Here is a 24,462-nt window from a genome sequence, read left to right as displayed (position 1 = left end):
TTACAGGAAAGCGGTTGTCTTGACCTTCCGGGCCTGCTAAGACTCTCGCGGCTTAAAGCACCTGTAAACAGAATCAAGGAATTAGGAACATGAGCGATATCGCAGCCCGCGTTAAGAAAATCGTTGTCGAGCACCTCGGCGTCGAAGAGGACAAGGTGGTCGAATCCGCCAGCTTCATCGATGATCTGGGCGCGGATTCCCTGGACACGGTCGAACTGGTCATGGCGTTCGAGGAAGAATTCAACATCGAAATCCCGGACGACGCCGCCGAGAAAATCCAGACCGTGGGCGATGCCGTGAAATTCATCGGCGAAAAAGCCGCCGGCTGATCCGCCTTTTAGGTTTTTGCGTCGCGCCGGCACTTCACTGCCGGCGTGTTGCGTTTGAGAATATGTACGAACGGGGTTTGGCAAGGGTATGAAACGGGTCGTCGTCACCGGCATGGGCATGGTCACTCCGCTTGGGGCCGGGGTGGGGCATAACTGGTCGCGGATCACCGCCGGCGAGTCGGGCATCACGCGCATCGCGCATTTCGACGCGTCGGAGCTGTCGTCGCAGATCGCCGGCATGGTGCCGCGCGGATCCGCGCCCGGTCAAATGAACCCGGATATCGCGGTCGCGCCCAAGGATCAGAAGAAAATCGACGATTTCATCCTGTACGCCATCGCGGCGGCGCAGGAGGCGGTGGCCGATTCCGGCTGGGTCGCGCAAAGCGAGGAAGACAAATGCCGCACCGGCGTCATGATCGGTTCGGGCATTGGCGGGCTTACGTCCATCGCCGAAACGTCGCTGCAATTACGGGACAAGGGGCCACGGCGGATATCGCCGTTCTTCATTCCGGGGGCGCTGATCAATCTTGCCTCCGGGCAGGTGTCGATCCAATACGGATTCAAGGGGCCGAACCATTCGGTCGTCACCGCGTGCGCCACCGGTTCGCACGCGATCGGCGATTCGGCGCGGCTGATCATGTGGGGCGACGCGGATGTCATGGTCGCGGGCGGGACGGAATCGGCGGTCAATTATCTGGGTGTCGCGGGCTTTGCCGCGTTGCGCGCGCTTTCAAGCGGGTACAACGACAGACCGGCGGAGGCTTCGCGTCCGTTCGACGCGGGCCGCGACGGATTCGTGATCGCCGAGGGCGCGGGCGTCGTGGTGCTTGAGGAATACGAGCACGCGAAAAAGCGCGGCGCGAAAATCTATGCCGAAGTCACGGGGTACGGGCTTTCGGGCGACGCCTATCACATCACCAGCCCGGCCGAGGACGGCGATGGCGGCTTCCGCGCGATGCAGGCCGCCCTGGCGCGGGCGCAGATCAACCCCGGCGATATCGATTACATCAACGCGCACGGCACCTCGACGCCCGTCGGCGACGGAATCGAATGCACCGCGATCAAGCGTCTGTTCGGCAGCGCACTCGACCATGTGTCGATGTCGTCGACCAAATCGGCGATCGGGCATCTTCTGGGCGCCGCGGGCGCGGTAGAGGCCATTTATTCGATCAAGGCGATCGAAACCGGCGTGTTGCCGCCGACTCTGAATCTTGAAAACGTCAGTCCGGAATGCGCGGGCATCGACCTTGTGCCCAAAGTCGCGAAAGAGAAAAAAGTCCGGGTCGTTTTGTCCAACTCCTTCGGTTTCGGTGGCACCAACGCCTCTCTGGTCATGAAGGCGGTCTAGCCATGCGCGCGCTTTTGCGGTTTGCCGTTCTGGTCATCATTGTCGGGGCGGCGGCGGCCTTCGCGCTTAACTGGTTCGGGCGCGAGCTTGCGCGCCCCGGCCCCAATCAGGCGGAAAACATCGTTTATATCGCGCCGGGCACCGGCGTGCGCGCGATGGCACAGATGCTGGCGCAAGAAGGCATCATCCGCGAACCGCTTTTGTTTCTGGCAGCGGTGCGGATCGAAGGGGTGGAGAGCAAGCTCAAGGCCGGGGAATACCAGATGCCGGCCGCCATATCGCTGGGCGACGTGGTCGAAAAAATCGCCAGCGGCACGGTATTTCGGCGCGACGTCACTCTTCCCGAAGGGTTGTGGTCGTCGGAAATCAAGCAAATCATCAATGGCGCTCCGGCGATGAACGGGACGATCGCGCAAACCCCGGCGGAGGGCAGCATCCTGCCCGAAACCTATGCCTATATCCGTGGGGAGGACCGGGAAAAACTGCTGGCGCAGGCGCAAAAGGCCATGGACGAAACGTTGGCACGCGCATGGGAATTACGCGCCTCCGGCCTGCCTTTCGCCAGCAAGGAGGAGGCGTTGATCCTTGCCTCGATCGTCGAAAAGGAAACCGGCGTTGCGGCGGAGCGTCCGCGCATCGCGGGGGTGTTCATCAACCGGTTGCGGGCGGGGATGATGCTGCAATCCGATCCGACGGTGATTTACGCGGTCACGCACGGGGAATCGAAACTGGATCGCGTGCTGTATGCGCATCTCGCGGTCGATTCGCCCTATAATACCTATCGTCATGCAGGTTTGCCGCCGGGACCGATCTGCAATCCCGGCAAGGCTGCGATCGCCGCGGTGCTCAACCCCGAAGCCAACGATTTCCTGTATTTCGTGGCTGACGGCAAGGGGGGGCATGTCTTTGCCAAAACCATGGTCGAACACAACGCCAACGTCGCCCGGTTCCGCACGGTGCAGCAGGCCGAGCGCGCCGCCCGCAAGGCGGCGGAAGCGGGAGCGGCGCAGGGGGTGGAACAAGCCGGGCAGAAAGCTGTGGACACCGCGCCGAAAGCGCCTTGAAAACAGGTTGTTTGGCGTTTTGTGCGTGATATACCTTGGGTCAGGATTCTTTATCTGGAAGGGCTTTTGCACCCATGAAACTCTCGATCAGCCGGGCTGACCTGATGCGGGCGCTCTCCCACGTTCAAAGCGTGGTCGAACGGCGTAACACAATTCCCATTCTTTCTAACGTGCGTCTACAGGCGCGCGACGGGGCGTTGAGCCTGTCGGCCACCGACATGGACCTTGAAATCAACGAAACCGTGCCCGCCAACGTCCAGACGGTGGGCGCGACCACCGCGCCCGCGCACACGCTGCACGACATCGTGCGCAAGCTGCCGGAAGGCGGCAATGTCGACATGGCGCTGGAAGGCGCGGGGGCGATGATGACCGTGAAATCGGGACGTTCGACCTTCAAGCTGTCCTGCCTGCCGGTTTCCGACTTCCCCGAACTGGGCAAGGGCACGCCGGACGTCAGCTTCTCGATCCCCGCCGCGTCGATGCGCGATTTGATCGACAAGACACGCTTTGCGATGAGCGCGGACGAAACCCGTTATTACCTCAATGGTATTTACGTACATGCGGCACAGCACAGCGGCGTCGCGGTGCTGCGCGCGGTGGCCACGGACGGGCACCGTCTGGCGCGGTTCCAGATGCCCTTGCCCGATGGCGCGCAGAAAATGCCGGGCGTCATCATCCCCCGCAAGACGGTGGGCGAGCTGCGCAAGCTGCTTGAAGAAGCGGCGGACAACGTCAAGATCGGCCTGTCGGAAAACAAGATCCGTTTTTCGGTCGATCATATCGAGATGACGTCGAAGCTGATCGACGGTACTTTCCCCGACTACGAAAAGGTCATTCCGAACGACAACAACAAGGTGATCGAGGTCGATTCCAAGGTGTTTTCCTCGGCCATCGACCGGGTGTCGACCATTTCCTCGGAAAAAACCCGCGCGGTCAAAATCACGATCAACGGCAAGGGCATGACGCTTTCGGCGCAGTCGCCGGATGCCGGTTCCGCGACCGAGGAAATCGAAATCAACAATGACGGTGTGGCGATGGAGATCGGGTTCAACTCGCGCTATCTTCTCGACATTACGCAGCAGATCGATTCCGACGGTTGCCGCATGATACTGGCGGACGGCACGGGGCCGACCATCATTCAGGATACGGCGGATGAATCGGCGCTTTACGTTCTGATGCCGCTACGCGTGTGATCAGAATCGGATTAGGCTTGATCCATCACCAGTTACGCCGGGGCCGGATATCCGCCCCGGCGATTTTTATTGTGATGGCCGCATTGATGCGGAAATCCATGACATTCACGGGGCCCGGCCCTAAAATGGCGTGATGAGCGCGGTTCTTTCCCTGCAACTCCATGGTTTTCGCAATTACCGCGATACGCTGCTGGGCGATCTCGGTGCCGGGTTCGTCGTGCTGACGGGCGCGAACGGTGCGGGCAAAACCAACGTGTTGGAGGCGGTAAGTCTGTTGTCCCCCGGTCGGGGTCTGCGCGGCGCGCGGGTGGGCGAGATGCGCAACCGTTCGTTGCCCGACGGCGTGCCATGGTCGGTCGCGGCCAGCGTCGATACGCCGGTGGGAATCGTCAAAATCGGCACCGGGCTCAAGCCCGCCACGGGCGAAGCGAAGGCCGAGCGCCGCGCGGTGCGTGTCAACGGCGTCGATCTGAAGGCGCAGGCCGATCTTTCCGAATACGTGTCCTGCGTATGGCTGACGCCGCAGATGGACGGGCTGTTTTTGGGGCCGGCGTCCGAACGGCGGCGGTTTTTCGACCGGTTGGTCTATGCCTTCGACGCGGCCCATGCGGGGCGGGTGACGCGGTATGAAAATGTTTTGAGTCAGCGCGCGCGGCTGTTGCGTGCTCAGGCCGAGGACGGGGTGGCTGCGGACCCGGCGTGGTTGTCTTCGCTTGAGGCACAGATGGCTGAAACCGGTGTTGCGATCGCCGCCGCGCGCGCGCATACGCTGGAATCGCTGATCGTGCGGGGCGAGGGGATTCTTGCGGGCACCGGGTTTCCGGCGGCGCGGCTTACGCTGGCGGGCGGGGTCGAGGACATGCTTGCGCATATGCCCGCGCTGGAGGTCGAGGACCGGATGCGCGCGCGGCTTGAACGGGCGCGCGGCGCGGACGCGCAGACCGGCGGCGCTTCGGTGGGGCCGCATCGCACCGATTTACAAGTCGTTTTCGCGGCCAAGGACATGCCCGCCGCGCAATGTTCGACCGGCGAGCAAAAGGCGCTTTTGACCGGTATCGTGCTTGCACATGCGATGCGCACCAAAACGCTGCGCGATGCTGCGCCGATTTTGCTGCTTGACGAAATCGCGGCGCATTTCGATGCCGTCCGGCGGGATGCGCTGTTCGGCATTCTGCACGATCTGCGCGCGCAGGTGTTTTTGACCGGCACGGACGCGCATTTGTTTTCAGGTCTGTCGGACGCGCGATATCTGGGAATCCACGCCGATTCGGTGCGCGAGGCGGCTTAAAAACGCATGCGTCCGTCCGCCCGGATGAAGAAAAGCACAAAGTCCAGCCAGTCTTACAAAAATCAATTTAAAATCAATATTTTGCGCCTGTGTCCATGATGCGTTTTTGCTTGGTTATTGGGCGCGAAACCTGCTAGTTTCAGGCATTCATTCCGGCAGGCGAAACGCAGGCAAAACCATGGCTGACAATACCGTGAAAAAGACGACGAACGATTCCGATTACGGCTCCGATTCCATCAAGGTCCTCAAAGGGCTCGACGCGGTGCGCAAGCGTCCGGGCATGTATATCGGCGATACCGACGACGGGTCTGGCCTGCACCACATGGTTTACGAGGTCGTGGACAACGCGATCGACGAATCCCTGGCCGGGTATTGCGACGAGATTTTTATTTCCCTCAATCCCGATGGGTCGGTGACGGTGCGCGACAACGGGCGCGGCATTCCGGTCGACATCCATAAGGAGGAAGGCGTCAGCGCGGCCGAGGTCATCATGACCCAGCTGCACGCGGGCGGCAAATTCGACCAGAATTCGTACAAGGTGTCGGGCGGGCTGCACGGCGTGGGCGTGTCGGTGGTGAACGCGCTGTCGGAGTGGCTGGATCTGCGCATCCGCCGCCAAGGTAAGGAATGGTACATGCGCTTCCGCCACGGCGAGGCCGAGGCGCCGCTCAAGCCCGTGGGCGAATGGGATGGGCGCAACGGGACCGAGGTTACCTTCCTGCCCAGCCCCAAGACGTTCACCAAGACGGAATTCGATTTTTCGACGCTTGAGGACCGGCTGCGCGAGCTTGCCTTCCTCAATTCCGGGGTCAATATCCTGTTTTCGGACCGGCGCAGCGAACCGCACAAGGAAGTGCGCTTCAATTACGAAGGCGGGATCGAAAGCTTCGTTGATTATCTCGACCGGTCGAAAACGCCGCTGATCAAGCCTTCGATCTCGATGAAGGGGCAGGAGGGCGGTATCGGCATCGAGGTCGCGATGGAGTGGACCGATTCCTATCATGAAACCACGTTGTGCTTTACCAACAACATCCCGCAACGCGACGGGGGCACGCACCTTGCCGGGTTTCGTGGCGCGCTGACGCGATGCATCAACAAATACGCCAACGATTCCGGCCTTTTGAAAAAAGAAAAGGTGGATTTGACCGGCGAGGACATGCGCGAGGGGTTAACCTGCGTGCTTTCGGTCAAGGTGCCTGACCCGAAATTCTCGTCGCAGACCAAGGACAAGCTCGTATCCTCGGAAGTGCGGCCGGTGGTGGAATCGGTCGTCGGCGACAGGCTTGCGACATGGTTCGAGGAAAATCCGCAGGAAGCCAAAAAGATCGTCGGTAAGATCGTCGAAGCCGCGACCGCGCGCGAAGCGGCGCGCAAGGCCCGCGACCTGACGCGGCGCAAGGGGCTTTTGGACGTGTCCTCGCTGCCCGGAAAGCTGGCCGATTGTCAGGAGCGGGATCCCGCGAAATCCGAAATCTTCATCGTCGAGGGGGATTCAGCCGGCGGTTCGGCCAAGCAGGCGCGCGACCGCCGCAACCAGGCGATTTTGCCCCTGCGCGGCAAGATTTTGAATGTGGAGCGCGCGCGCTTTGACCGGATGCTCAATTCCGCTGAAATCGGCACATTGATCACCGCGCTGGGCACCGGCATCGGACGCGACGAATTCGACGTCGAAAAGACGCGTTATCACAAAATCGTCATCATGACCGACGCCGACGTCGACGGGTCGCATATCCGTACGCTTTTGCTGACGTTCTTCTTTCGGCAGATGCCCGCGATCATCGAGCGCGGATACCTGTATATCGCGCAGCCGCCGCTGTACAAGGTCAAGCGCGGGTCGGGGTCGGAAATGTACCTTAAGGACGATCGCGCGATGGAGGATTATTTGATCCGCATCGCGCTTGACGACGCGCAACTCGTATCAGGCGAAGATCAGTCGGATACCCGCTTGTTCGAGCAAATCATCGAGGAGTGCCGCAAGCTGCAACCCGCGATCGCGGCGCTTGCGCGCAAGACCGGTTCGCAGGACATCATCGAACAGGCCGTTGCCGCCGGGGCGTTCGACCCCGCGATCGCGTCCGACGAAAAGCAGGGCGAGGCGGCTGCCAAGGCGCTGACCGCGCGGTTGAACGGTGTCGCGGCTTCGCGCGGAAAATGGGCGGTGATGTACAGCGCGGTTGGCGGTTTCGTCGTTACCTGCACCGCGCGCGGCGTCACCCAGACCAACCGGATCACGCCGGAACAGCAGCGATCTTCGGAAGGGGCGCGGCTGCACGCCAAGCAGGATTTCATCGCCGAAATGTTCGCAAACCCGGTTGTGCTGCGCGTCAAGGACAAGACGCACGGGCAATATACCGGGCCGGCCGGGTTGCTGGCCGGTGTGTTCGAAGTCGGGCGCAAGGGGTTGCAGATGCAGCGATACAAAGGCCTTGGCGAGATGAACCCGGAACAGTTGTGGGAAACCACGCTTGATCCCAATGTACGCACGCTGCTCAAGGTCGGGGTCAAGGATGCGGAAAAAGCGTCGGAAATCTTTTCGACCCTGATGGGCGATATCGTCGAGCCGCGCCGTGAATTCATTCAGGACAACGCGCTTAAAGTCAGCAATCTCGACGTTTAATACAAAGGGCGCCTTTACGGCGCCCTTTGTATTTCATCCCCTATTGCTTTACCGGCCTTACGACCTGCGCGGGGTTGCCTGCGATGATCATGTTCGGCGCGCAGGTGAAGCCTGGCATCAGCACTGCGCCGGCGGCGATGACGCAGCCGTTGCCAATGGTGACGCCCTTTAGGATGCACACGCGCGCCCCGATAAAAACATCGTCGCCGATACTGACGGGGCGGGGGCGGCTGTCTGGTTCGCGGCGGCGGTCGATGGCGAGCTCGTGGCCGTTGGAGTCGCCGATCAAACAGTCAGGGCCCATCAGGCAGTTTCGGCCAATGGTGATGGACGAGCCGTTAGCCACGATGCTGACGCGGTTGTTGATGGCAGAGTGCGTACCGAAGCTTATGCGCGAATCTTCTGTGATTGCGGCTATATACGAGTAGGAGAGGTTTCCCGGCGAACCGATGACCCCGAAGACGACGTGATCGGGAATGCTGATCTTGCCGCGACCGTGAAACTGGACGGGTGCGGAGAGGCTGAGCTTGGCGTCCTCTTCCGGCTTTTCGCCTTCCAGCACGTCCTGATTGGAGATGTGCAGATGGTAGAGGATAAAGAGTTTACGGACCGCAACCTCAAGATGGTTTGCGGCAGTAGCCTGGATCTGGCCTATGGCGACTTTGATAAGATCAAGCAGTTGCATAGGGGTATACTGCCCTATGACACCGTAAAGGCCAATGGTCGATCAGCGCTTGAACGGCGTGGTGTTGTTCAGCGGCGCGTTGGGCAGTTTCAGGCCCTTGCCACCGCCGCCGCCCGCGGCGCCGGGTTGCAATTCGGGCGAGCCGAACAGGCCGGCGGCCAGATTGTCAGCCGCGGATTTGAGGATCGATTTGACTTCGTCCGACAGGTTTTCCGGCATCATGGTCATGCCTGTTTTGGCCTTGTGTTCCACGGCTTCCATGGAATCGAACTTGCCTTGCGGTACGTTTTGAATGTTCGCGCTGTCGGTCGCGTTCTCGGCTGTTTTGGGCGCCTTGCCACCGCCGCCGGAGGATGAGCCGGATTTGCCCTTGCCTTCCGTGTCGTCCCCGTCCTTGTCCGCGACTTCGTCGAGTTTCTTGCGCGAGGCAAAGAAATCCATCGGGTTCGTGGATGCGCTTGCCTGTGTGCTGTCCTGCGCCGCCGCCGTACCGGCGGGGGCGGCCATCTGGTCGAGGTTTCCGTTCAGGGCCTGTACGCCAACGATCGCCAGCGCGCCGTCATGCATCGGATCGCCGGTGTTCAGACGGGTCGATTGGGCGATTGCGGCGATTTCCGGCGCAAGCGGCAGTTTTCCGCCCTTGGCGGCGGTCCAGCCTGGCGACATCAGGCGGTCGCGCAGCGCGCCGATGTCCTTGACGTGCTTGAGAATGAAGTCGTCTGTCTTGGGCAGGCCGACAAAACGCTGCACGCGCATCGCCTTGGCGGTGCCGGGGTTGGCGTAATACAGGTTGACGACGTTCATCACCATGCCGAAGGCGAGGATCGCCTCGCCTTCCTTGAAGCCGCGCAAATCGTCGAAGGTGGCGCGTTGTTTGAAGTCGACCGAGGCCGAGGTGTTGCCGTAGTACGAGCTGGTTGAGGATTCGCCGGTGCCGCCCAGCGTCCAGCCGCCGACCACCGAAACCAGCGCCTTGCCCATGGTGCGGTCGAAAAAGTCCTGCGTGCCCATCGGGTCTTCGATTTTGCCGAAGATCTTGATGTTACAGTTACCGGTGATCGATTTGGCCTCTTCCTTGACGCGTTTTTCCAGCGCGGCCAAATCCTGCGCCGCGTAGACGAGGCAGAAACCGAGCGAGCGCGCCTGCGCCGCCATCACGCCCATGCCCTGGGTGGTGTAGTAGCCGACTTCGTCGAACACCGTGATGAACGGCGTGTTGGAACGCGTCGGCTTGTTTTCGATCACGGTGTTGGATTCGCCTTCGACCGTGGCGCCGAGGGTCGAGCCCATCATGCCCTTGAGTGTCGCGGCGACGAGTTTACCCAGGTTCGCCGCTTCGTCCGGCGATTTTTCCAGCGCCGGGATCAGCACCACCAGAATGCGGCGGTTCAAGACGACGTCGACCATGTCGATGTCGGCGTTCTTGGCCTCGAAAATATAGCCGTAATCGTTGCCAAGCGATTGCAGCGCGCGGGTGAACTGCATCGTCAAATAGCCGTGCTGCTGTTTGACGACGTTGGTGTCGACCATCGGTTGGTCTGGACCCAGCGGTTTTTCCATGCCGTTGTCGTCGAAGGCAGCATCGACATAGCCGGGCAGTGTGTCGAGATAGCCTTTTAACCCTTCGCGAATGCGATCGGGCAGCGCGGCGTCACGCGAAAGTTTGACGACCTCGGGGAAGTTCATCACGTGGCGGATGGTGTTGATGTTGAGCGGCAGGTCCTGATGGTCGCGTTTCCACGTCAGCGCAGGCATGAGCGAGGACAGCAGCGAAATCGCGCGTTCCTTCCACATTGCGTTGTCGCCGCCCGCCTCGGGCATCAGCGAAACCAGCATCTGGGTAAGGTAGGAGGCCGAGCCGGATGAGAACGGGTTGAGCGTGTTCGACGGCGCAGGGTCGTCGGAGTTGCCGGTCATGTAGTTGAGGACAAGCAGGTCGTCGTCGCGGCCGAAGCGGCGGACCATCGCGCACAGCGAGGCCCAGAGGTCTGTATCCGCCTTGCCGTCGATGTAGATGAAGCCGGAGCCCCACATCAGCGCGTTGGAGACGATGGATTTCAATCCTTCTGTCTTACCGGCGCCGGTGGTGCCGAGGTAGAGAATGTGAGTGCGGACGTCCGCGTTGTTGAACCAGATTTCCTCATTCTCGTATTGCTGGCTGTTGCCCATGAACATGATGCCGCGCGGCTTGCCGTCGCGTTCGTTCTTGTCCTTGTACGGGGACCAGGCGGGCATCTTGTAGCACAGGGTGCGGTTGCACGCGATCAGGAACCACCAGTAAAGCAAACCGAGAAGCAGGATCAGGTCGGCGAAATACTGGCCCGGACCGGGCAGCAGGACAAAGACGATGGCGAGGAAATACAGGGTCGCCGCATAGTCCGAATTCGAGAGGAAGTCATAAATGCGCGTACCCAGCGGACGTGTGTCGCGCAGGATATGCGTCAGTTTATAGTCGTACTTCTTCTGAAATATGGCCATGGTCTTGGGTGGCTTTCGTACGTGTCCTTCGGTCTATTTCGGCAAGGTGCCGGGTTGGCTGCTGAGGAAATCGTCGGCCGACATCGGCACGCCCGCGGGCGCCGGTTCGCCCGGCGTCACAGGGGCGGTCCCATCTGGGTTGGCTTGAGGCTGGCCGGAATCCGATCCGGCAGGTCCGGCAGGCGAGGTCAGCGGCAGTTTCGAGAGATCGGTCTGGTTCATCAGAGCCTGGAGCTTCGCCATGTCCTCGGGGCTGATCTCCCCCGGCAGCGTGGTCGGCATGTTGCCAGCCGCGCCCTGTTGGGCCGCCTGATTTTGGGCAGCCACCGCGCGGAAGTCGACAAAGGGCGAAAGGATCATGCGCAGCGCGATCTTGTCGAGCGAAAGCATGTACAGCAAAAACCAGAACAGAACGAAATAGACGAACCATTTACCAATCCGCGGCACGGCGTTGACGACCATCGGGCGGCCGTCGGCGCCAATCGTAGTGCCGCGCGCTTTTTCCAGCGCCTTGGTGGCGGTGGCCAGCGCGCGCAGGCCGCGGTCGCGGTCGCGGTAAACCGCGACGGTCTCGGCGGTTTGCGTTTTCGCGCCTGCGGATGTGCCGTGTTTTTTGATGACGAAGAAACCCTTGGCGTCGTGTTCAAGGCGCAGCACGGCCATCCGTGCCTCGTCCAGATCCATCATCCACAGGGCCGGGGTTTCGGCATCGGGCAGCGAAAGGATCAGGCGGCCGTCGGCGACCTTGGCGGTGGGGTGCGTGGTGCTGGACATTTATGCTCTTTCCTTGTCTTTCATTACCTAGGCCGCGATTGCCGGCTTTTTGCGGCGGCGTCCGCCTTCGGCGCGCGGCGGGATCGGGCGCACCAGGACGGTGTTGGCCAGATAATCAATCAATCCGTCGTAAGCATCGCCGACACGCGGGCGCGGAATCGGGCGGTTGATCTGTTTTTCGGCGCGGTAATGCGCGGCGCAGCCCAGCGCCTCGGCATGGAAAGCCTGCCGTCCCATGTTGTTGAGCGGGTACCAAAGGCCGCGGTTATGGGCGCGCAGCCAGATGAATTGCGCCGGGGCCAGCACGCCGCCCTCGTTGCGCGCGGTATCGAGCGCGCGCATCATCGCGGTCGTGACATAGGCGTGACGGCCGCATGATGTCAGCACGCTTTCGGAAAGCTTCTTGTCACGCAGGATGCGCCGCGCTTCCCAGCTCAGCTTGCGGTCGCGCGAGAGTTTTAGCCCGGTCTTTGCGTCCCAGCACGCGCAAAGGCGGCCAAGCATTTCATCCGATTGCTCGCGCTTGCGCGCGGCCTTGAGGCAGAAGCAGGCGAGCAGCACGCGCAGTTCGGTCGGCAGCGCCTGATAACCGCGCCAGCGGGGGCCAAGCTGGCGGGCAAAGTATTCTTCCGACTGGGTGCGGTCGGGCTTGCCGTCGACCATGTCGATTTCGTTGAAGGCGATCCATTCTTCGGGGCTCAGCGCCTCGGAAAACAGGGGCAATTCGTGCGGCACCGGCGCGCCGGGCACGCGGTAGGGCTGTTTCACCGGGTTGAATTTCAGGAAGGGGCGAATGACCTTGAATATTTTCGACTGATCGGCGATCAACCCCTCAAGCCCCAGTTTGCGGTGGAATTTGCTGGTAGGGCCGCGGAATATCGTCCAGACGAACAGAAGGGCCAGACAGCCTGCGATTACAAACCGAAGCGGCCAAAGCGCGACATAGGTCAAGACCGGAATCTGGTCGTTACGCAAATTTTTCGGATCGGCATCCCGCGCGAAATCGCGCCATGCGCCAAAACGCGTAGAACGGACGGCGACGACACCTTCGTCGCCCATCTTGGCGTGCAGGCCCTGATCGTCGTTCGCCTGATAGGTGACCGGCACGTTCAGTTTGTCGTCGTTATTCCACCACAGCGAGGATAGGGACATCTCGGCGCTGCGCACGGCCAGAATGCCCGTGCTGATCTGCGGACGAAAATTATGCCAAATCAGCCACCCGCCGCCCCAGAAGATGGCGACGAGAAACAGAAGCATCCAAAGACTGGCGTCGCCGCCCTTATTGTCCGCCACGGAAGGCCGTTCCCTTAAATGTTGGTCTTGTTAAGAGGTTTGTATCAGAATCAGCATTGATTTTAAAAGAAAACTCTTTCAAAACAAAGCGTCTTCCCGGGCGTGGCATGGGGCGTCCCCCGGGGCGTCCCCCCGGGCGACTTCCGGGGGTCTTCCGGGCCGGCTTAGCTCAGCGGTAGAGCAGCGGTTTTGTAAACCGAAGGTCGGGGGTTCAATCCCCTCAGCCGGCACCATATTTTGCGTTCTGGAAAAATAATGGCAAGTCCGTTCAACAGGTTAGCTTTGAAGAACGGTTTAAATTTCAGGCGCTAATCGCTTTATTTTTCTGAACTCGATGCCATCGCTCTTGTCGTCCTAAATCGTGAACACTCTTCTGAGGGCGCGGCCGGTTGGTGAGTGCTTCAAAGCAAACATCCAGTTGCCACTAAAATTCAATCTCTCGCCATTCAGGCGTCGTACTTCCGGCGAAGGGGTAAAGGCTTTTGTTCTCGCCAAAGGAGCGGGCACCCAATAAAAACGCGCCAGTTGCGCTATGTATTCGTTATCCTCAGGAGAGGCGTCTTGTTTAAGGCGCTCAAGCGTGTCCGCATCGATCAGATCGGCATCGGCCACTTGAGATACGCTCCCATCTTTATTGGGCGTAACGGATATGATGATTGCGTCACCGAGTTTTCCGAAGCGTATCCCTTCTGGCGCCTGTCTATAGTGATCGCGAAAATAGGGTAGTCTTATATCAAGGTCTTTCGCGGCCTTTGATGTCCAGCCGGGGGCGAAATGCCCAAAATCATTCATATTCCACAGAAGTGGGGCGTTTCGATCCGTGAAATTCAACCCCGAGACTCTTATATTGAAACCGTCGTGTAATCTGATGGCGCTGTCGGCTTGATATTTTTTAACCAAGCCTTCTACACGATTTACAAATTTTGCGCATTTTTCAAGGTAGCCGGTGATGGCCCATGCAAGCGCGCTCCCCTCTTGGACAACGTAATAATTAACGTCAATGTCGTGATCGGGCATGAACATGTCGTTTCCTTTCGCTTGCTAAAGCCAATATCAGTCTTGCGCGATAATTTATGCAGCCAAATACCATAATGCAAGAAAACTATCTTTAGGCGGGCGCGGATAATGTGTTCCTTCCCCCCGGCGTTTCTGCCCGTGGGGGTGCTTTATATTACGTCCCGCGATTTTCTGGGTTGCCTGGCGCGGTCTGGCTTCAGGGTTTAATCAACACCCGCGCGCTGACGGTCAGGTTAAGTTCCGTTTCACCCGCCTTCGCACTTGGTGCGGCTACGCCCTCCTGTGCGACATCGGCCACGGCCATCGCCATGCGAGCCATGGGCTGGAACACGACGGGCGCGGGCGGGGGGCCGTCAAGGTTGATGTCGAGCATTTCATAGCTGCCCTTGCCCAGCGCGGTCTGCACCAGTTTCGCCTTTTCGGTCAGTTTTTTGAGCGCGTTGCCCAGCATCTCGTTCTGCGCGGCTTCGGCCTTTTCCGTGGAAAGGCTGTAGGTCAGGCCGCTCATGGTAAAGCCGAGCGACTGGATCTTGCCCGCAAGGTCCAGCAGTTTGGCCGAATCCTTCGATTCCAGATCGACGCTTTGCGAACCGCGCCATTTTTTGGAGGTGCTGACCGGACGGCCGGTGCGCGGGTCGATGCTGTTCTGCTCGTCATAGACATAGGCCTGATAATAGCCGGTCGAGGTTTTGACCTCCGGCACTTTCTTGGCTTCGGCCAGCGCCTCGGACACGGCCTTGTTGATGCGGTCCTGCACCTCGTTGGCGGAGGATCCGTCCATTTCGTAGTTGAGCGAGGCGTTGAGCGTGTCCTGATCCAATTTGGTGTGTTCGGTCGCCGACAGGTTGACAATGGTGGTGCCGGCGGGCGGCATCGGGATCGCGTTGTCGTCCGCGTTGGCGGGCAGGGCGAAGGCCAGAACGGCAAGGGTAGAAAGCAGGGCGGTGCGCATCGGATCATTCCCTTTTTAGGTTGCGGGAATAAGCTAGCGCTGCGGGCGAGGAAAGAAAAGGGTTAAACCGTCTGATCGAAGCGGTCGATCAGTTCGCGGTCCATTTCGCTGGCGACACGGGCGACCGCGGCGTTGGCGCGATAGGCGGTACGCGCCTGATCGAGTTCGATCATGCTCTGTGCCAAATCTGGCGATGCATCCGTGGAATTCTGTGTTTCCAGTGCGGCTGGATCGATGGGTTTCGTGCCCGATGCCGCGATATCGCGGGCGGCGGTAGCGGCGCGGCCGGTAGCGGCGGTCATGCCGCCCAAGGCGATGGACAGAACGCTGGTCATATGTGAATAATATCATGGATTTGGTTGCCAAACGGTAAATTACGAAGGGGTAAAAGGGGTCGTGAAAGTCAGGATTTTCATGCTTTTGGCCGCAAGCGCGGCCGTGCTTGCAGGGTGCAACGGGCACCGGTTTAACGATGACGGGGATTTCAAACCCTATATCGTCAACCAGCAGGATACGGTCGCCGGGTATTATCCCGAAACGCCGTGGGCTTATCCGCAGGGCACCAGAACCGCCGAAATCGTCAGGCGCTGGAAGGCCGCAGGGCTGATCATGGATGCGATGACGCGCAAGGACGGTGTGCTGGAGATCACGGCGGGACCGCAATTCTACAATCTTTCGCAGCCCAGCCAGCAGGGGCTGGCGCGCGCGGTCGCACGGATGTACGGCGGGCGGCAGTTTCAGTTGACCGACTGGCACACCAGGCGTGTCGTCGGTGTCTATACTGGGCAGGGGCTTCAGCTTTACTGATTTTCGCCGATCACTTCGTCCGGCGTAATCTGATGGCGCAGCCATGTGCGCTGGCGCTTGGTGTACTGGCGGGTTTCGATCGCGGTGCGTTCGATGGCGTCCTCCAGCGTCATATCCCCTTTTAGGGCTTTGCGCAGGTATTTGAATCCGTGCGCCACGGTCACTGGCGCGTTTTCCGGTACGGCACCATCGTCGATTTTTTGCGCGAGGGCACGGACCTCTTCCATCACTCCGGCATCGACCATCGCATCCAGCCGCGCACGGATATTGCGTTCCAGAATGTCTTTGGGCGGGTTCAGCGCGATGACGCGATAGGCCCAATCACCGTCGGGTTTACGGGGTGGCTGGTTTTGCCATGCGCTTAAGGATTCTCCGGTCGTTTCCAATACCTCCATCGCGCGCATGATGCGCTGGGTGTCGCCGGGTTCAAGGCGCGCAGACATGACCGGATCGCGGGCCTGAAGTTCGGCATAAAGCGCCGCGCGCGGGGTGGCGCGGACGCGGGCGCGGATGTCGTCCGGGATGTCGGGCATGGGCGAAAGCCCCTGCATCAATGCCTTGAGGTACAGGCCGGTACCGCCGACCAGCCATGGCGCGCGGCCCGTGGCAAAGGCAGCGCGGATTTCGGTGGCGGCACGGGCGGTCCAGTCGGCGGCGGTGGTTGTTTGTGTCGCATCCAGAAAACCATAAAGACGGTGCGGCAGGCCGCCTTGTTCGTCCCCGCGTTCGTCCCCGCGCGGCTGGGCGGTCAGGATGGGCAGCGTGTCATAGCACTGCATCGCGTCGGCATTGATGATCGTGGCGTTTTCAGTACGCCCGCGCGCAACCGCCAGCGCGGATTTTCCGCTGGCGGTCGGACCGATCAGGATCGTGACCTGCACGCGTTACCGGGGCGCGTTACGGTGCCGGGCTTGGCTCGGCCGGGATCGCGGGCGGCGCCAGTTTGGTCTTCGCGTCTGGCGTGGCGCCGGATTTGTCCGTGTCCCGTTCGGCCAGCTTCACGGCGATGAACTGGATATCGCCTTGATGGTTGACCAGCATGAGCACCGATGATTTTTTCGCGGCGCGCATTTCAGCAATCACCTTGCGCACGTCGTCGATCGTTTTCACCGGGGTCTGGTTCATCTCGACGATCACGTCGCCTTCCGAAAGACCCTTACGGGCCGCGTCGGAGCCGTTGTCGATGTCCATCACCACCAACCCGTTCGTATCGGCGGCGATGCCGAACTGGCCGCGGATCGACGGGCTTAACGGCAGAAGATGGACGCCCAGTTCACCGATCGATTGACCGGTTTCGGGGGCCTCGGGTTCGGCCGGGCTTTGTTTTTCGATCAGGCCCTTGGCTTCGGCGGCTTCAAGTTCGCCGACCGCGACATTCACGGTCATTTCCTTGCCGTTGCGCCAGGCCACCATCGGCACGGACCGGCCGATTTCGGTGTCGGCCACGATCTTGGGCAGGGCGCGCATGTCGGGCACGTCCTTGCCGTCGAATTTAAGGACGATGTCGCCCGCCTTGACGCCTGCCTTTGCGGCCGGCCCGGTTTCGGTGATCGAGGCGACCAGCGCGCCGCGCGTCTTGTCCATGCCCAGCGCCTGGGCAATTTCGTCGGTCACGGTCTGGATGCGCACGCCCAGCCAGCCGCGGCGCGTCTTGCCGTATTTGACCAACTGGTCGATCACGGATTTCGCCATCGAAGACGGAATCGCGAAGCCGATGCCGACCGACCCGCCCGAAGGCGAATAAATCGCGGTGTTGATACCGATGACCTGACCTTTGAGGTTGAACATCGGGCCGCCCGAATTGCCGCGGTTGATCGAGGCGTCGGTCTGGATGAAGTCGTCATAAGGACCGGCGTTGATGTCGCGCTTGCGGGCGGAAACGATGCCGGCGGTCACGGTGCCGCCCAGTCCGAACGGATTGCCGATCGCCATTACCCAGTCGCCGACGCGCAGCGCGTCGGAATCGCCGAAGGCGGCGGCGGCAATGTCGTGTCCCTTCAGGTCGGCCTGAAGCAGGGCGATGTCGGTCTTGTCGTCCTTGCCGACCACGCTGGCGTTGACGATTGAATTGTCGTGCAGGGTGACGCGGATTTCCTCGGCGTCCTTGATGACGTGGTTGTTGGTGACGATATAGCCCTTTTCACGGTCGATGATAAAGCCGGAGCCGAGCGAGGTGGGCGGCACGGATTGCATCTGTTCCTGATGGCGTTTCATGTAGTCGTTGAAAAAATCCTCGAAGGGCGAGCCTTCGGGAAATTCCGGCGCGTCCTGCGTCTGCGCGTCCGCGTTGTCCATCTTCTGGGTCGAGGAAATGTTGACCACGGTGGGCAGCAGGCGTTCGGCCAGATCGGCGAAGGTCATCGGCGCGCCGGCGGGCGGGGCTGCGGCGGTGAGCGCGTAACTTGGCGTGTAGGCGCCTGAATAGGCGAAGACGGCAAGCGCGCCCGCCGCGAAGGCGGCGACGGTCAGAACGGTGTTGCGCAACATGGATGAAAACTCCTTGTGGGCTGTTGGCAGTCGCGGAGAACGCCAGAATCACGAAAAACTTAGTCAATTTTTTGGCACGGTATGAAGGCAGATGAAAGGGATCATTTGCGGCGCGGCCTGTTTGATATAAAAATTGACATAATGTTTCGCGCGTTTCTACAGTGCCGCCATGTACATAAAGCCGCCATTGGAACGGATCGAGGAACAAGCCCGGCGCCTGTTGCTGGAGGGCATCGCGCTGTTCGATCCGCGCTATGGCGGGACGGCGTTCGAGAATTTCGGGCGCGACGGCCGCGTGCATTTGCGCCCTGTGATGGGGGCGGAAATCGAATTTCTGGCATGGCCGCGCGCGAATGCGTTTTTCGCGGACGGCAAGAACCCCTTGCGCAGTGAAGGTTTTTTATCGCGCATCTTCGAAGACGGCGCCGCGTGCGGCGGACCCAACGAAAAGCAAAAAGCAAAGCGTATTTTGACGGCGCAGGCACCGCACCGTTTTGCGCGTTCGCGCTATCTTTCCCGCATCGGGCGGGCCTATCGCGACGCTGCTGTCACCTGCGGCGAAATCACCTTGCGGCACGACCATCCAGATACGATGGGGTCGCCGCTTGCGTTGGCGCTGACCTTGCCGCGATTTGTACGAGGCATCGCGGATGCCGCGTCGGATTACGATCTTGCTTATGTCGATTTTCGCGCATTTCCACAGCCCGCGCCGGAATTGATCGATCATGTCACGCAGACCTATGGCGTGGAACGTCAAGAATACCTGTATGGCATGCCGGCGCTTGATTTCAGGAACGTATCGGTCACGAACCAGTTCATCGCCTGCAATTCCCTTCAGGTCAGCCTTAGTCTCGCGCCGATGCTGAAGGATGTTTCCATCGCAAAAAAGCCCATGCGCTATCGCATCGGGGATAGGTGCTACATTACTGGCCGCGATGCGATGGATTTTCGGATGTACAAGGGGTTGGTCGCAATGGATGAAAACTATCTCGGCATCGGGTTCGACATGACCGAGCCGCATCGCCATGACTGGCTTAACCTGCCTCCCAGTATCTTCAGAATGCAGGGTAAACCCGTACGCATTAAAAGGGCGGGGCGGATTGAAAACGGCTGGCTTAGCCCGACCGGCATCGCGGCGGTTTCGGTTTTATGCAGCCTTGCGGGTGCTTATGCGGCATTAAAAGATAATCTTGTCATGGATGGGAATGGCGATATCGACGTCGCGTCATATCCCACGGAGGAATTTATCGTCGGCCCGGATTATCCCGCAGGTGCGGCGATTTTTCTCGAAGGTGATGTCCATTACAGGCGGGCGGGAAGCAGCCCTTATCTCGAACGCGTGTTTCTGGAGCGCGATTACCCGGCGATGATCGAGAAGGCGGCGCAGGCCGGGACGTTGCGTTCGGTGATGAACACGCTCAGCCGTGGCGATCTGGGCACGCGCATTCATGATGTCTTGCTGCACCGGGCGGGCCGTATTCTTGACGCCATCGAAAATAAAAGCTGGCCCTATCTGGCGCTGCCGCAGCCGGCGATGATGCCCTCGATCAATTTATAATTTTTTAGTTCAGGGTCGCGTTCTTGGATTTCAGATATCTGAGGAACGCGGCGTCGGGCGAAAGCACCAGCGTCGTATCGGGGTTGGCCAGCGTGTCCTGATAGGCGAACATGGTCTTGATAAAGGCGTATAAATCCGGGTCCTGATTGGCGGCGGCGGTGATCGTCTCGATCGCGTCGCGGTCGCCCTCGCCGCGGGTGGTTTCGGCCTGCTGGTGCGCCTGGGCCAGGATCACGGTGCGGTCCTTGTCGGCGGTGGCGCGGATCTGTTGCGCCTTTTCGGTGCCGCGGGCGCGGGCCTCGGTCGCTTCCTCGCGGCGTTCGGTAATCATGCGCGCGACCGTGGAGTCGCGCAATTGCTCGGTCAGGTCGGCGCGGTTGATGCGGATATCGACGATGGCGACGCCGCGGTCTTTCATGTCGGCATTGACCCGGTCGCGGATACGGGCCATCAGTTCGGCGCGGTCGGGGGAAAGCAGCTGGCGCAAGGACGCCTTGCCCAGTACGTCGCGGGTGGTCGCGTTCATCACGCTTTCGATGCGGGTCTGGGCGTTTTCCTCGCCGCGCAGGCGTTGCAGGAACAGCACGGGGTTGACGATGCGGTAACGCGCGAAAGTATCGACGATGACCGGGATGCCGCCATTGTCCTTGGGTGTGTCGGCATTTTTGTCTTTCGCGTCCTTCGCGGCGTCGGCGGAGATGCCCACGTCGTCCGACGCCAGATTGACGCGTTCGGGCGCGGCATCGACGTCGAGGATGCGCTTGTCAAAATATTCCACGGTTTCGATCGGAAAGGGCAGTTTGGCCTTCAACCCCGCCTGCGCATAGACCTCGACCGGTTTGCCGAAGCGCAGCACGATGGCCTGTTCGGTCTGATCGACGACGAACAGGCAGCTTGCGCCCAAAACCAACAACAGGGCGAGGATGAAAATGGCGATCTGGGTGCGCAGGGAGAGCATGTCGTTCTTACCTTCTTTCCTTGGCCTTACTGTGCGGGTTTTTCGGGCGCGGCCGTTTTGGCGCGCAGCGTATCAAGCGGCAGGATCGGCACCACGCCCGCCGACCCGTCCTTCTGGTCGACGACGATCCGTTGGGCCTGAGAGAGCACGCGCTGCATGGTTTCGATATACAGGCGGTCGCGGGTTACGTCCTTGCCGGTGCGGTAGGCTTCGAGAATCGAGGCGAAGCGCTGTGCGTCGCCCTTGGCGCGCGCGATCACGTCCTGTTTATAGGCTTCGGCGTCCTGCAGGATGCCGATCGCCTGTCCGCGCGCCTTGGGGATGATGTCGTTGCGGTAGATCGTGGCCTCGTTCTGGAACCTTTCGGCGTCCTGCCGAGCGGCGGCGACGTCGTTATAGGCTTGAAGCACGTCGGGGGGGACCGTCGCTTCCTGAATCAGCACCTGCCGGACCGAAACGCCGGAATCGTAGCCATCGAGCACCGATTGCATCAAGGTTTGAATGCGCGCGGCGACCTGATCGCGCCCCTGGGTGATGATGGGTTGAAGCCGCGTCTGACCCACGATTTCGCGGATCGCGCTTTCGGCGACGCGCTTGATGGTTTCTTCGGGCGCGCGGATGTTGAAGACGAATTCCTCGGCGTTGGAGATGTTCCACAGCACCACCACGTCGATATCGACGATGTTGGCGTCGGCGGTCAGCATCAGGGATTCGTCCGCGATGTCCTGACGCTGGCCGGATGCGCGGGAGTCGACAAAACCGATCTGCACCCGGCGGTCTAGGCTGACATTGACCTTGGTCAGGGTTTCGACGGGCCATGGCAGGTGGTATCCCAGACCGGGCTGTTCTTGCGTGCGTTCGTATTTGCCGAAACGCTGGATCACCCCGTTTTCGGAGGGCTGAAGCACGTAAATGCCCGATGCGAACCATAATGCCAGCAGGGCCAGCAGCATCAGTGCAAGCGCATGCATCCCGTTGCCGAAGGGATTGCCGAGGTTTTCACGCGCGCGCTGGAGCAGGTCGTCGAGGTCTGGCGCGGGGCCGCCGCCGCGGTTTTTGCGCGCGCGATCCCACGGGCTTTCCTGCGGATGACGGGTGGGGTCAGGCTGGTTTGGCTTTGCCCACGGATTTTGCGGCGGTTCGCGCTCGTCATTGCCTGTCATGCGTGAATACCCATATAACAGTGGTGAACATCAAAACGAGGGACACCATACCGTGCTGGGGCTGCTTGGCAACCGTAAACCCGACGAGGCCGCGATCCGCGCCGCGCTGAAAGGATTCAACGTCGATTCCGTGGTGATCGAAGGACGCCGCGCAAGCGTCGTGCTGGCGGTGGCAGACGCACGCGAAGCCGAAAGCGCGCAGCGCGCGGCCGAGGAAAAACTTGGCTGCATACGCGGGCTTGAAAGCGTGCGGGTGATCGCGACCGCCGCGCGCGCGGCAAATGCGCCGAAAATGCCCGCACAGACTTCGGGGCATGGAAAGGGCATCGCGCCGTCGTTGACGATTGCGGTCCGGCATATCATCGCCGTCGCATCGGGCAAGGGCGGGGTCGGGAAATCGACCGTGGCCATCAATCTTGCCGCCGCACTGGCGGCGCAGGGGTTGGATGTCGGGTTGCTGGATGCCGATATTTACGGGCCGTCTTTGCCGCGTCTGGCCGGGTTGCGCGATGCCAAGCCCGAATATCGGGACGAGCGAATCCAGCCCGTGCGCGCGCACGGGCTGCGGTTGATGTCGATGGGATTCATGGTGGCGGAAAATGCGCCGATGATCTGGCGCGGGCCGATGATCCAGTCGGCGCTGCGGCAAATGCTGCGCGACGTCGTCTGGGACGGGTGCGACGTGCTGGTGATCGATCTGCCGCCGGGCACCGGGGACGTGCAATTGTCGCTTTGCCAGATGGCGAAGCTTTCGGGCGCGGTGGTGATATCGACGCCGCAGGACATCGCGCTTGCCGACGCGCGCAAGGGGTTGGAGATGTTCCGCACGCTGGGCGTGCCGATCATGGGCATCGTCGAGAATATGAGTTATTTCTGCTGTCCCGAATGCGGGCACCGGGCCGAGATTTTCGGGCATGGCGGCGCGCGCGAGGCCGCACGGGAGATGGGGGTGCCTTTCCTTGGCGAAATCCCGCTTGATGCTGATATCCGCGCCTTGTCCGATGCCGGCACGCCCATTGTGCTGGCCCGGCCCGAAAGCGCGCAGGCGCAAGGATTTAGCGCGCTGGCGGCGCAGGTCAGCGAGGCGTTTATCCGTCTTGCAAAATCCGCATGACCGCATCGCGCGCCGAAAGAAACGCGGCGGATACGGTGCCGCTGCCCTGATCCGACCGGCCCCAGCCTTCGCCCGCGAAATACAGATTTCCGTCCCGCATCGTGCCGGGGCGCGGACAATGCGGTTTCGCGCAGGTATATGCGCCGCGCGTGTATGGCTCCGCGTGCCATGCGGTGACCAAAGGCGGGGCTTCGTAAAACGCCTCGACGCCGCGCAGGCAAGGGATCTGATTGAGAACGCCAGTCAAGAAATCCAGCAAGGCATCGGGCGTCATGTCGGGAAGCGCGCGGGCAAGGCGATCGGTGGCCAGCAGGGTCACGGCTGGTCGATCCCCCGACAGGACATGGCAAAACAGCGGGGGGTCGTGATCGGGCAGGTCGGCATGGGTGTTGGCGCGAATTGCGCGCTGTTCAAAAAAATCCCGCCGCACCGGCATGAAAATCTTGGCCATGTCGAAGGTCCGGATGCCGTCGAGCGCCGCCTGTGTCGCGGGTTCGAGCGGCGGATCGAAACACAGGCTTTTGTTTTTGAGAATTTCCACGGGGAGTGTTATCAGCGCGGCGCGGGCCGATAAAACCTCGCCGCCCTCGATTTCCACCCGCGCGCCTGCGGGCGTCGTATGCACCCGGCGCACCGGCGCGTTCAGCCGCAGCGGGATGTCGCGCGCCCGTAAGTCCGCAATCATGCGGTGGATGGCGGTTTCCATGCCGGTGTTCAGATAAATTCCGGCGGGGCCATAGGGGTCGGAAAAGTAATCGTGCGCGGAAACGTCCCCGGCGGCGGGCGCGGCCATCCACGATACCGCCATGTAACGCAGCAGCGCGCGGCAGGGTTCGTCCAGTCTATCGCCCAGATCGGCCAGACTTAAATCCTTGCCGGGGTGGGCGGCTTGAAATTCGTCCCAGGCCTGCCGCACGGTTTCAAACGCGGTTTCCAGCCTTTCGTCCTTGTCCGGTCCGTTTACGGTTTTCAGGCGGTCGATGTCATCGAAACCGGCCAGCGGCGCAAGGTCGGGGTAACGCGCAAGCAGGAACTGCCAAAACGGATTGTCGTTTCCGCCGTGAAACCAATGCGCGCCCAAATCGGCATTGCGTCCGGCATACAGGGTTGTGCGCACGCGACCGCCGGGGCGATCGGTCGCTTCAAGAATGGCAATGCGCGTTCCGGGCGCCTGTTCGGCCAGCAGCAGGGCGGCCGACAACCCGGCCACCCCCGCACCGACTATGACGACATCGTGCCCGGTTTCCATGGGATGGAAATATAGCCGTTCCCATTAAGAATAGGACGAACAATCTAAGCTGAAGAAAAACTTGATACACATTTTACCGCTAAGAGCA

21 protein-coding genes and 1 tRNA gene are annotated in these 24,462 nt (G+C 60.9%); 10 read left to right on the top strand and 12 right to left on the bottom strand.

Annotated features, from left to right (window positions below; all coding sequences use genetic code 11):
• Positions 1-89: 89 nt before the first annotated feature.
• The 6 genes from H6866_03500 to gyrB all read left to right on the top strand — a co-directional run bounded on the left by H6866_03500 (position 90) and on the right by gyrB (position 7,839).
• Positions 90-329: an acyl carrier protein gene (locus H6866_03500; GenBank protein USO08290.1), complete on the top strand. Its 240-nt coding sequence runs from the start codon at positions 90-92 to the stop codon at positions 327-329.
• A gap of 88 nt (positions 330-417) precedes the next feature.
• Entirely contained in the window at positions 418-1,677 is a 1,260-nt protein-coding gene (fabF, locus tag H6866_03495; GenBank protein USO08289.1) for a beta-ketoacyl-ACP synthase II, read from the top strand.
• 2 nt (positions 1,678-1,679) lie between these two features.
• Positions 1,680-2,741, top strand: a complete 1,062-nt coding sequence (gene mltG / locus H6866_03490; GenBank protein USO08288.1) for an endolytic transglycosylase MltG — start codon at positions 1,680-1,682, stop codon at positions 2,739-2,741.
• A gap of 74 nt (positions 2,742-2,815) precedes the next feature.
• Positions 2,816-3,934 (top strand): DNA polymerase III subunit beta, encoded by a 1,119-nt coding sequence (locus tag H6866_03485; GenBank protein USO08287.1) that lies wholly within the window; start codon positions 2,816-2,818, stop codon positions 3,932-3,934.
• A 133-nt stretch (positions 3,935-4,067) separates the two neighbouring features.
• Positions 4,068-5,222, top strand: coding sequence for a DNA replication/repair protein RecF (gene recF, locus H6866_03480; GenBank protein USO08286.1), 1,155 nt, complete (start codon positions 4,068-4,070; stop codon positions 5,220-5,222).
• A 178-nt stretch (positions 5,223-5,400) separates the two neighbouring features.
• Positions 5,401-7,839, top strand: coding sequence for a DNA topoisomerase (ATP-hydrolyzing) subunit B (gene gyrB / locus H6866_03475; protein USO08285.1), 2,439 nt, complete (start codon positions 5,401-5,403; stop codon positions 7,837-7,839).
• A gap of 40 nt (positions 7,840-7,879) precedes the next feature.
• Here gyrB and H6866_03470 read toward each other — a convergent pair whose 3' ends face one another.
• The 4 genes from H6866_03470 to H6866_03455 are packed head-to-tail and all read right to left on the bottom strand — an operon-like array spanning position 7,880 to position 13,069.
• Positions 7,880-8,524: an acyltransferase gene (locus H6866_03470; protein USO08284.1), complete on the bottom strand. Its 645-nt coding sequence runs from the start codon at positions 8,522-8,524 to the stop codon at positions 7,880-7,882.
• Positions 8,525-8,566: 42 nt separating this feature from the next.
• Positions 8,567-11,002, bottom strand: a complete 2,436-nt coding sequence (locus H6866_03465; GenBank protein ID USO08283.1) for a type IV secretion system DNA-binding domain-containing protein — start codon at positions 11,000-11,002, stop codon at positions 8,567-8,569.
• Between the two features lie 33 nt (positions 11,003-11,035).
• Positions 11,036-11,776: a hypothetical protein gene (locus H6866_03460; GenBank protein ID USO08282.1), complete on the bottom strand. Its 741-nt coding sequence runs from the start codon at positions 11,774-11,776 to the stop codon at positions 11,036-11,038.
• A 27-nt stretch (positions 11,777-11,803) separates the two neighbouring features.
• Entirely contained in the window at positions 11,804-13,069 is a 1,266-nt protein-coding gene (locus tag H6866_03455; protein ID USO08281.1) for a type IV secretion system protein, read from the bottom strand.
• A gap of 158 nt (positions 13,070-13,227) precedes the next feature.
• Here H6866_03455 and H6866_03450 point away from each other — a divergent pair.
• Positions 13,228-13,302, top strand: a tRNA-Thr gene (locus H6866_03450).
• Between the two features lie 121 nt (positions 13,303-13,423).
• Here the strand turns inward: H6866_03450 and H6866_03445 are convergent.
• The 3 genes from H6866_03445 to H6866_03435 form a co-directional block, all read right to left on the bottom strand.
• Positions 13,424-14,086, bottom strand: coding sequence for a hypothetical protein (locus tag H6866_03445; protein ID USO08280.1), 663 nt, complete (start codon positions 14,084-14,086; stop codon positions 13,424-13,426).
• Positions 14,087-14,282: 196 nt separating this feature from the next.
• Positions 14,283-15,038, bottom strand: coding sequence for an SIMPL domain-containing protein (locus H6866_03440; GenBank protein USO08279.1), 756 nt, complete (start codon positions 15,036-15,038; stop codon positions 14,283-14,285).
• A gap of 62 nt (positions 15,039-15,100) precedes the next feature.
• Positions 15,101-15,373, bottom strand: a complete 273-nt coding sequence (locus H6866_03435) for a hypothetical protein (GenBank protein ID USO08278.1) — start codon at positions 15,371-15,373, stop codon at positions 15,101-15,103.
• A 61-nt stretch (positions 15,374-15,434) separates the two neighbouring features.
• Between H6866_03435 and H6866_03430 the strand changes: the two genes are divergently transcribed.
• Positions 15,435-15,845 carry a hypothetical protein gene (locus H6866_03430; protein ID USO08277.1) on the top strand — a complete coding sequence of 137 codons (411 nt, stop codon included), beginning with the start codon at positions 15,435-15,437 and terminating at the stop codon, positions 15,843-15,845.
• Here the strand turns inward: H6866_03430 and miaA are convergent.
• Both miaA and H6866_03420 read right to left on the bottom strand, forming a co-directional pair.
• A complete protein-coding gene (miaA, locus tag H6866_03425) occupies positions 15,839-16,726 on the bottom strand; it encodes a tRNA (adenosine(37)-N6)-dimethylallyltransferase MiaA (protein USO08276.1) in 888 nt (295 codons plus the stop codon). The genes H6866_03430 and miaA overlap by 7 nt on opposite strands.
• 16 nt (positions 16,727-16,742) lie before the next feature.
• Positions 16,743-18,332, bottom strand: coding sequence for a DegQ family serine endoprotease (locus tag H6866_03420; protein USO08275.1), 1,590 nt, complete (start codon positions 18,330-18,332; stop codon positions 16,743-16,745).
• A gap of 169 nt (positions 18,333-18,501) precedes the next feature.
• On the opposite strand from H6866_03420, the gene H6866_03415 reads away from it, so the two are divergent.
• On the top strand, positions 18,502-19,890 hold the full coding sequence (locus H6866_03415) for a hypothetical protein (GenBank protein ID USO08274.1): 1,389 nt from the start codon (positions 18,502-18,504) through the stop codon (positions 19,888-19,890).
• A 4-nt stretch (positions 19,891-19,894) separates the two neighbouring features.
• Here the strand turns inward: H6866_03415 and H6866_03410 are convergent, their stop codons facing one another.
• Positions 19,895-20,848 (bottom strand): protease modulator HflC, encoded by a 954-nt coding sequence (locus tag H6866_03410; protein ID USO08273.1) that lies wholly within the window; start codon positions 20,846-20,848, stop codon positions 19,895-19,897.
• Between the two features lie 26 nt (positions 20,849-20,874).
• Entirely contained in the window at positions 20,875-22,011 is a 1,137-nt protein-coding gene (hflK, locus tag H6866_03405; protein ID USO08272.1) for an FtsH protease activity modulator HflK, read from the bottom strand.
• On the opposite strand from hflK, the gene H6866_03400 reads away from it, so the two are divergent.
• Positions 22,010-23,125, top strand: a complete 1,116-nt coding sequence (locus H6866_03400) for an Mrp/NBP35 family ATP-binding protein (protein ID USO08271.1) — start codon at positions 22,010-22,012, stop codon at positions 23,123-23,125. The two genes, hflK and H6866_03400, sit on opposite strands and share 2 nt — an antisense overlap.
• Here the strand turns inward: H6866_03400 and H6866_03395 are convergent.
• Positions 23,100-24,374, bottom strand: coding sequence for an FAD-dependent oxidoreductase (locus tag H6866_03395; protein ID USO08270.1), 1,275 nt, complete (start codon positions 24,372-24,374; stop codon positions 23,100-23,102). The two genes, H6866_03400 and H6866_03395, sit on opposite strands and share 26 nt — an antisense overlap.
• Between the last annotated feature and the right edge of the window lie 88 nt (positions 24,375-24,462).

The sequence above is a fragment of the Rhodospirillales bacterium genome, assembly GCA_023898805.1.
GTDB lineage: Bacteria > Pseudomonadota > Alphaproteobacteria > Micavibrionales > UBA1664 > UBA6145.
Note: the sequence above shows the minus strand (reverse complement) of the source record. Positions and strands in the feature narration are given on the sequence as shown.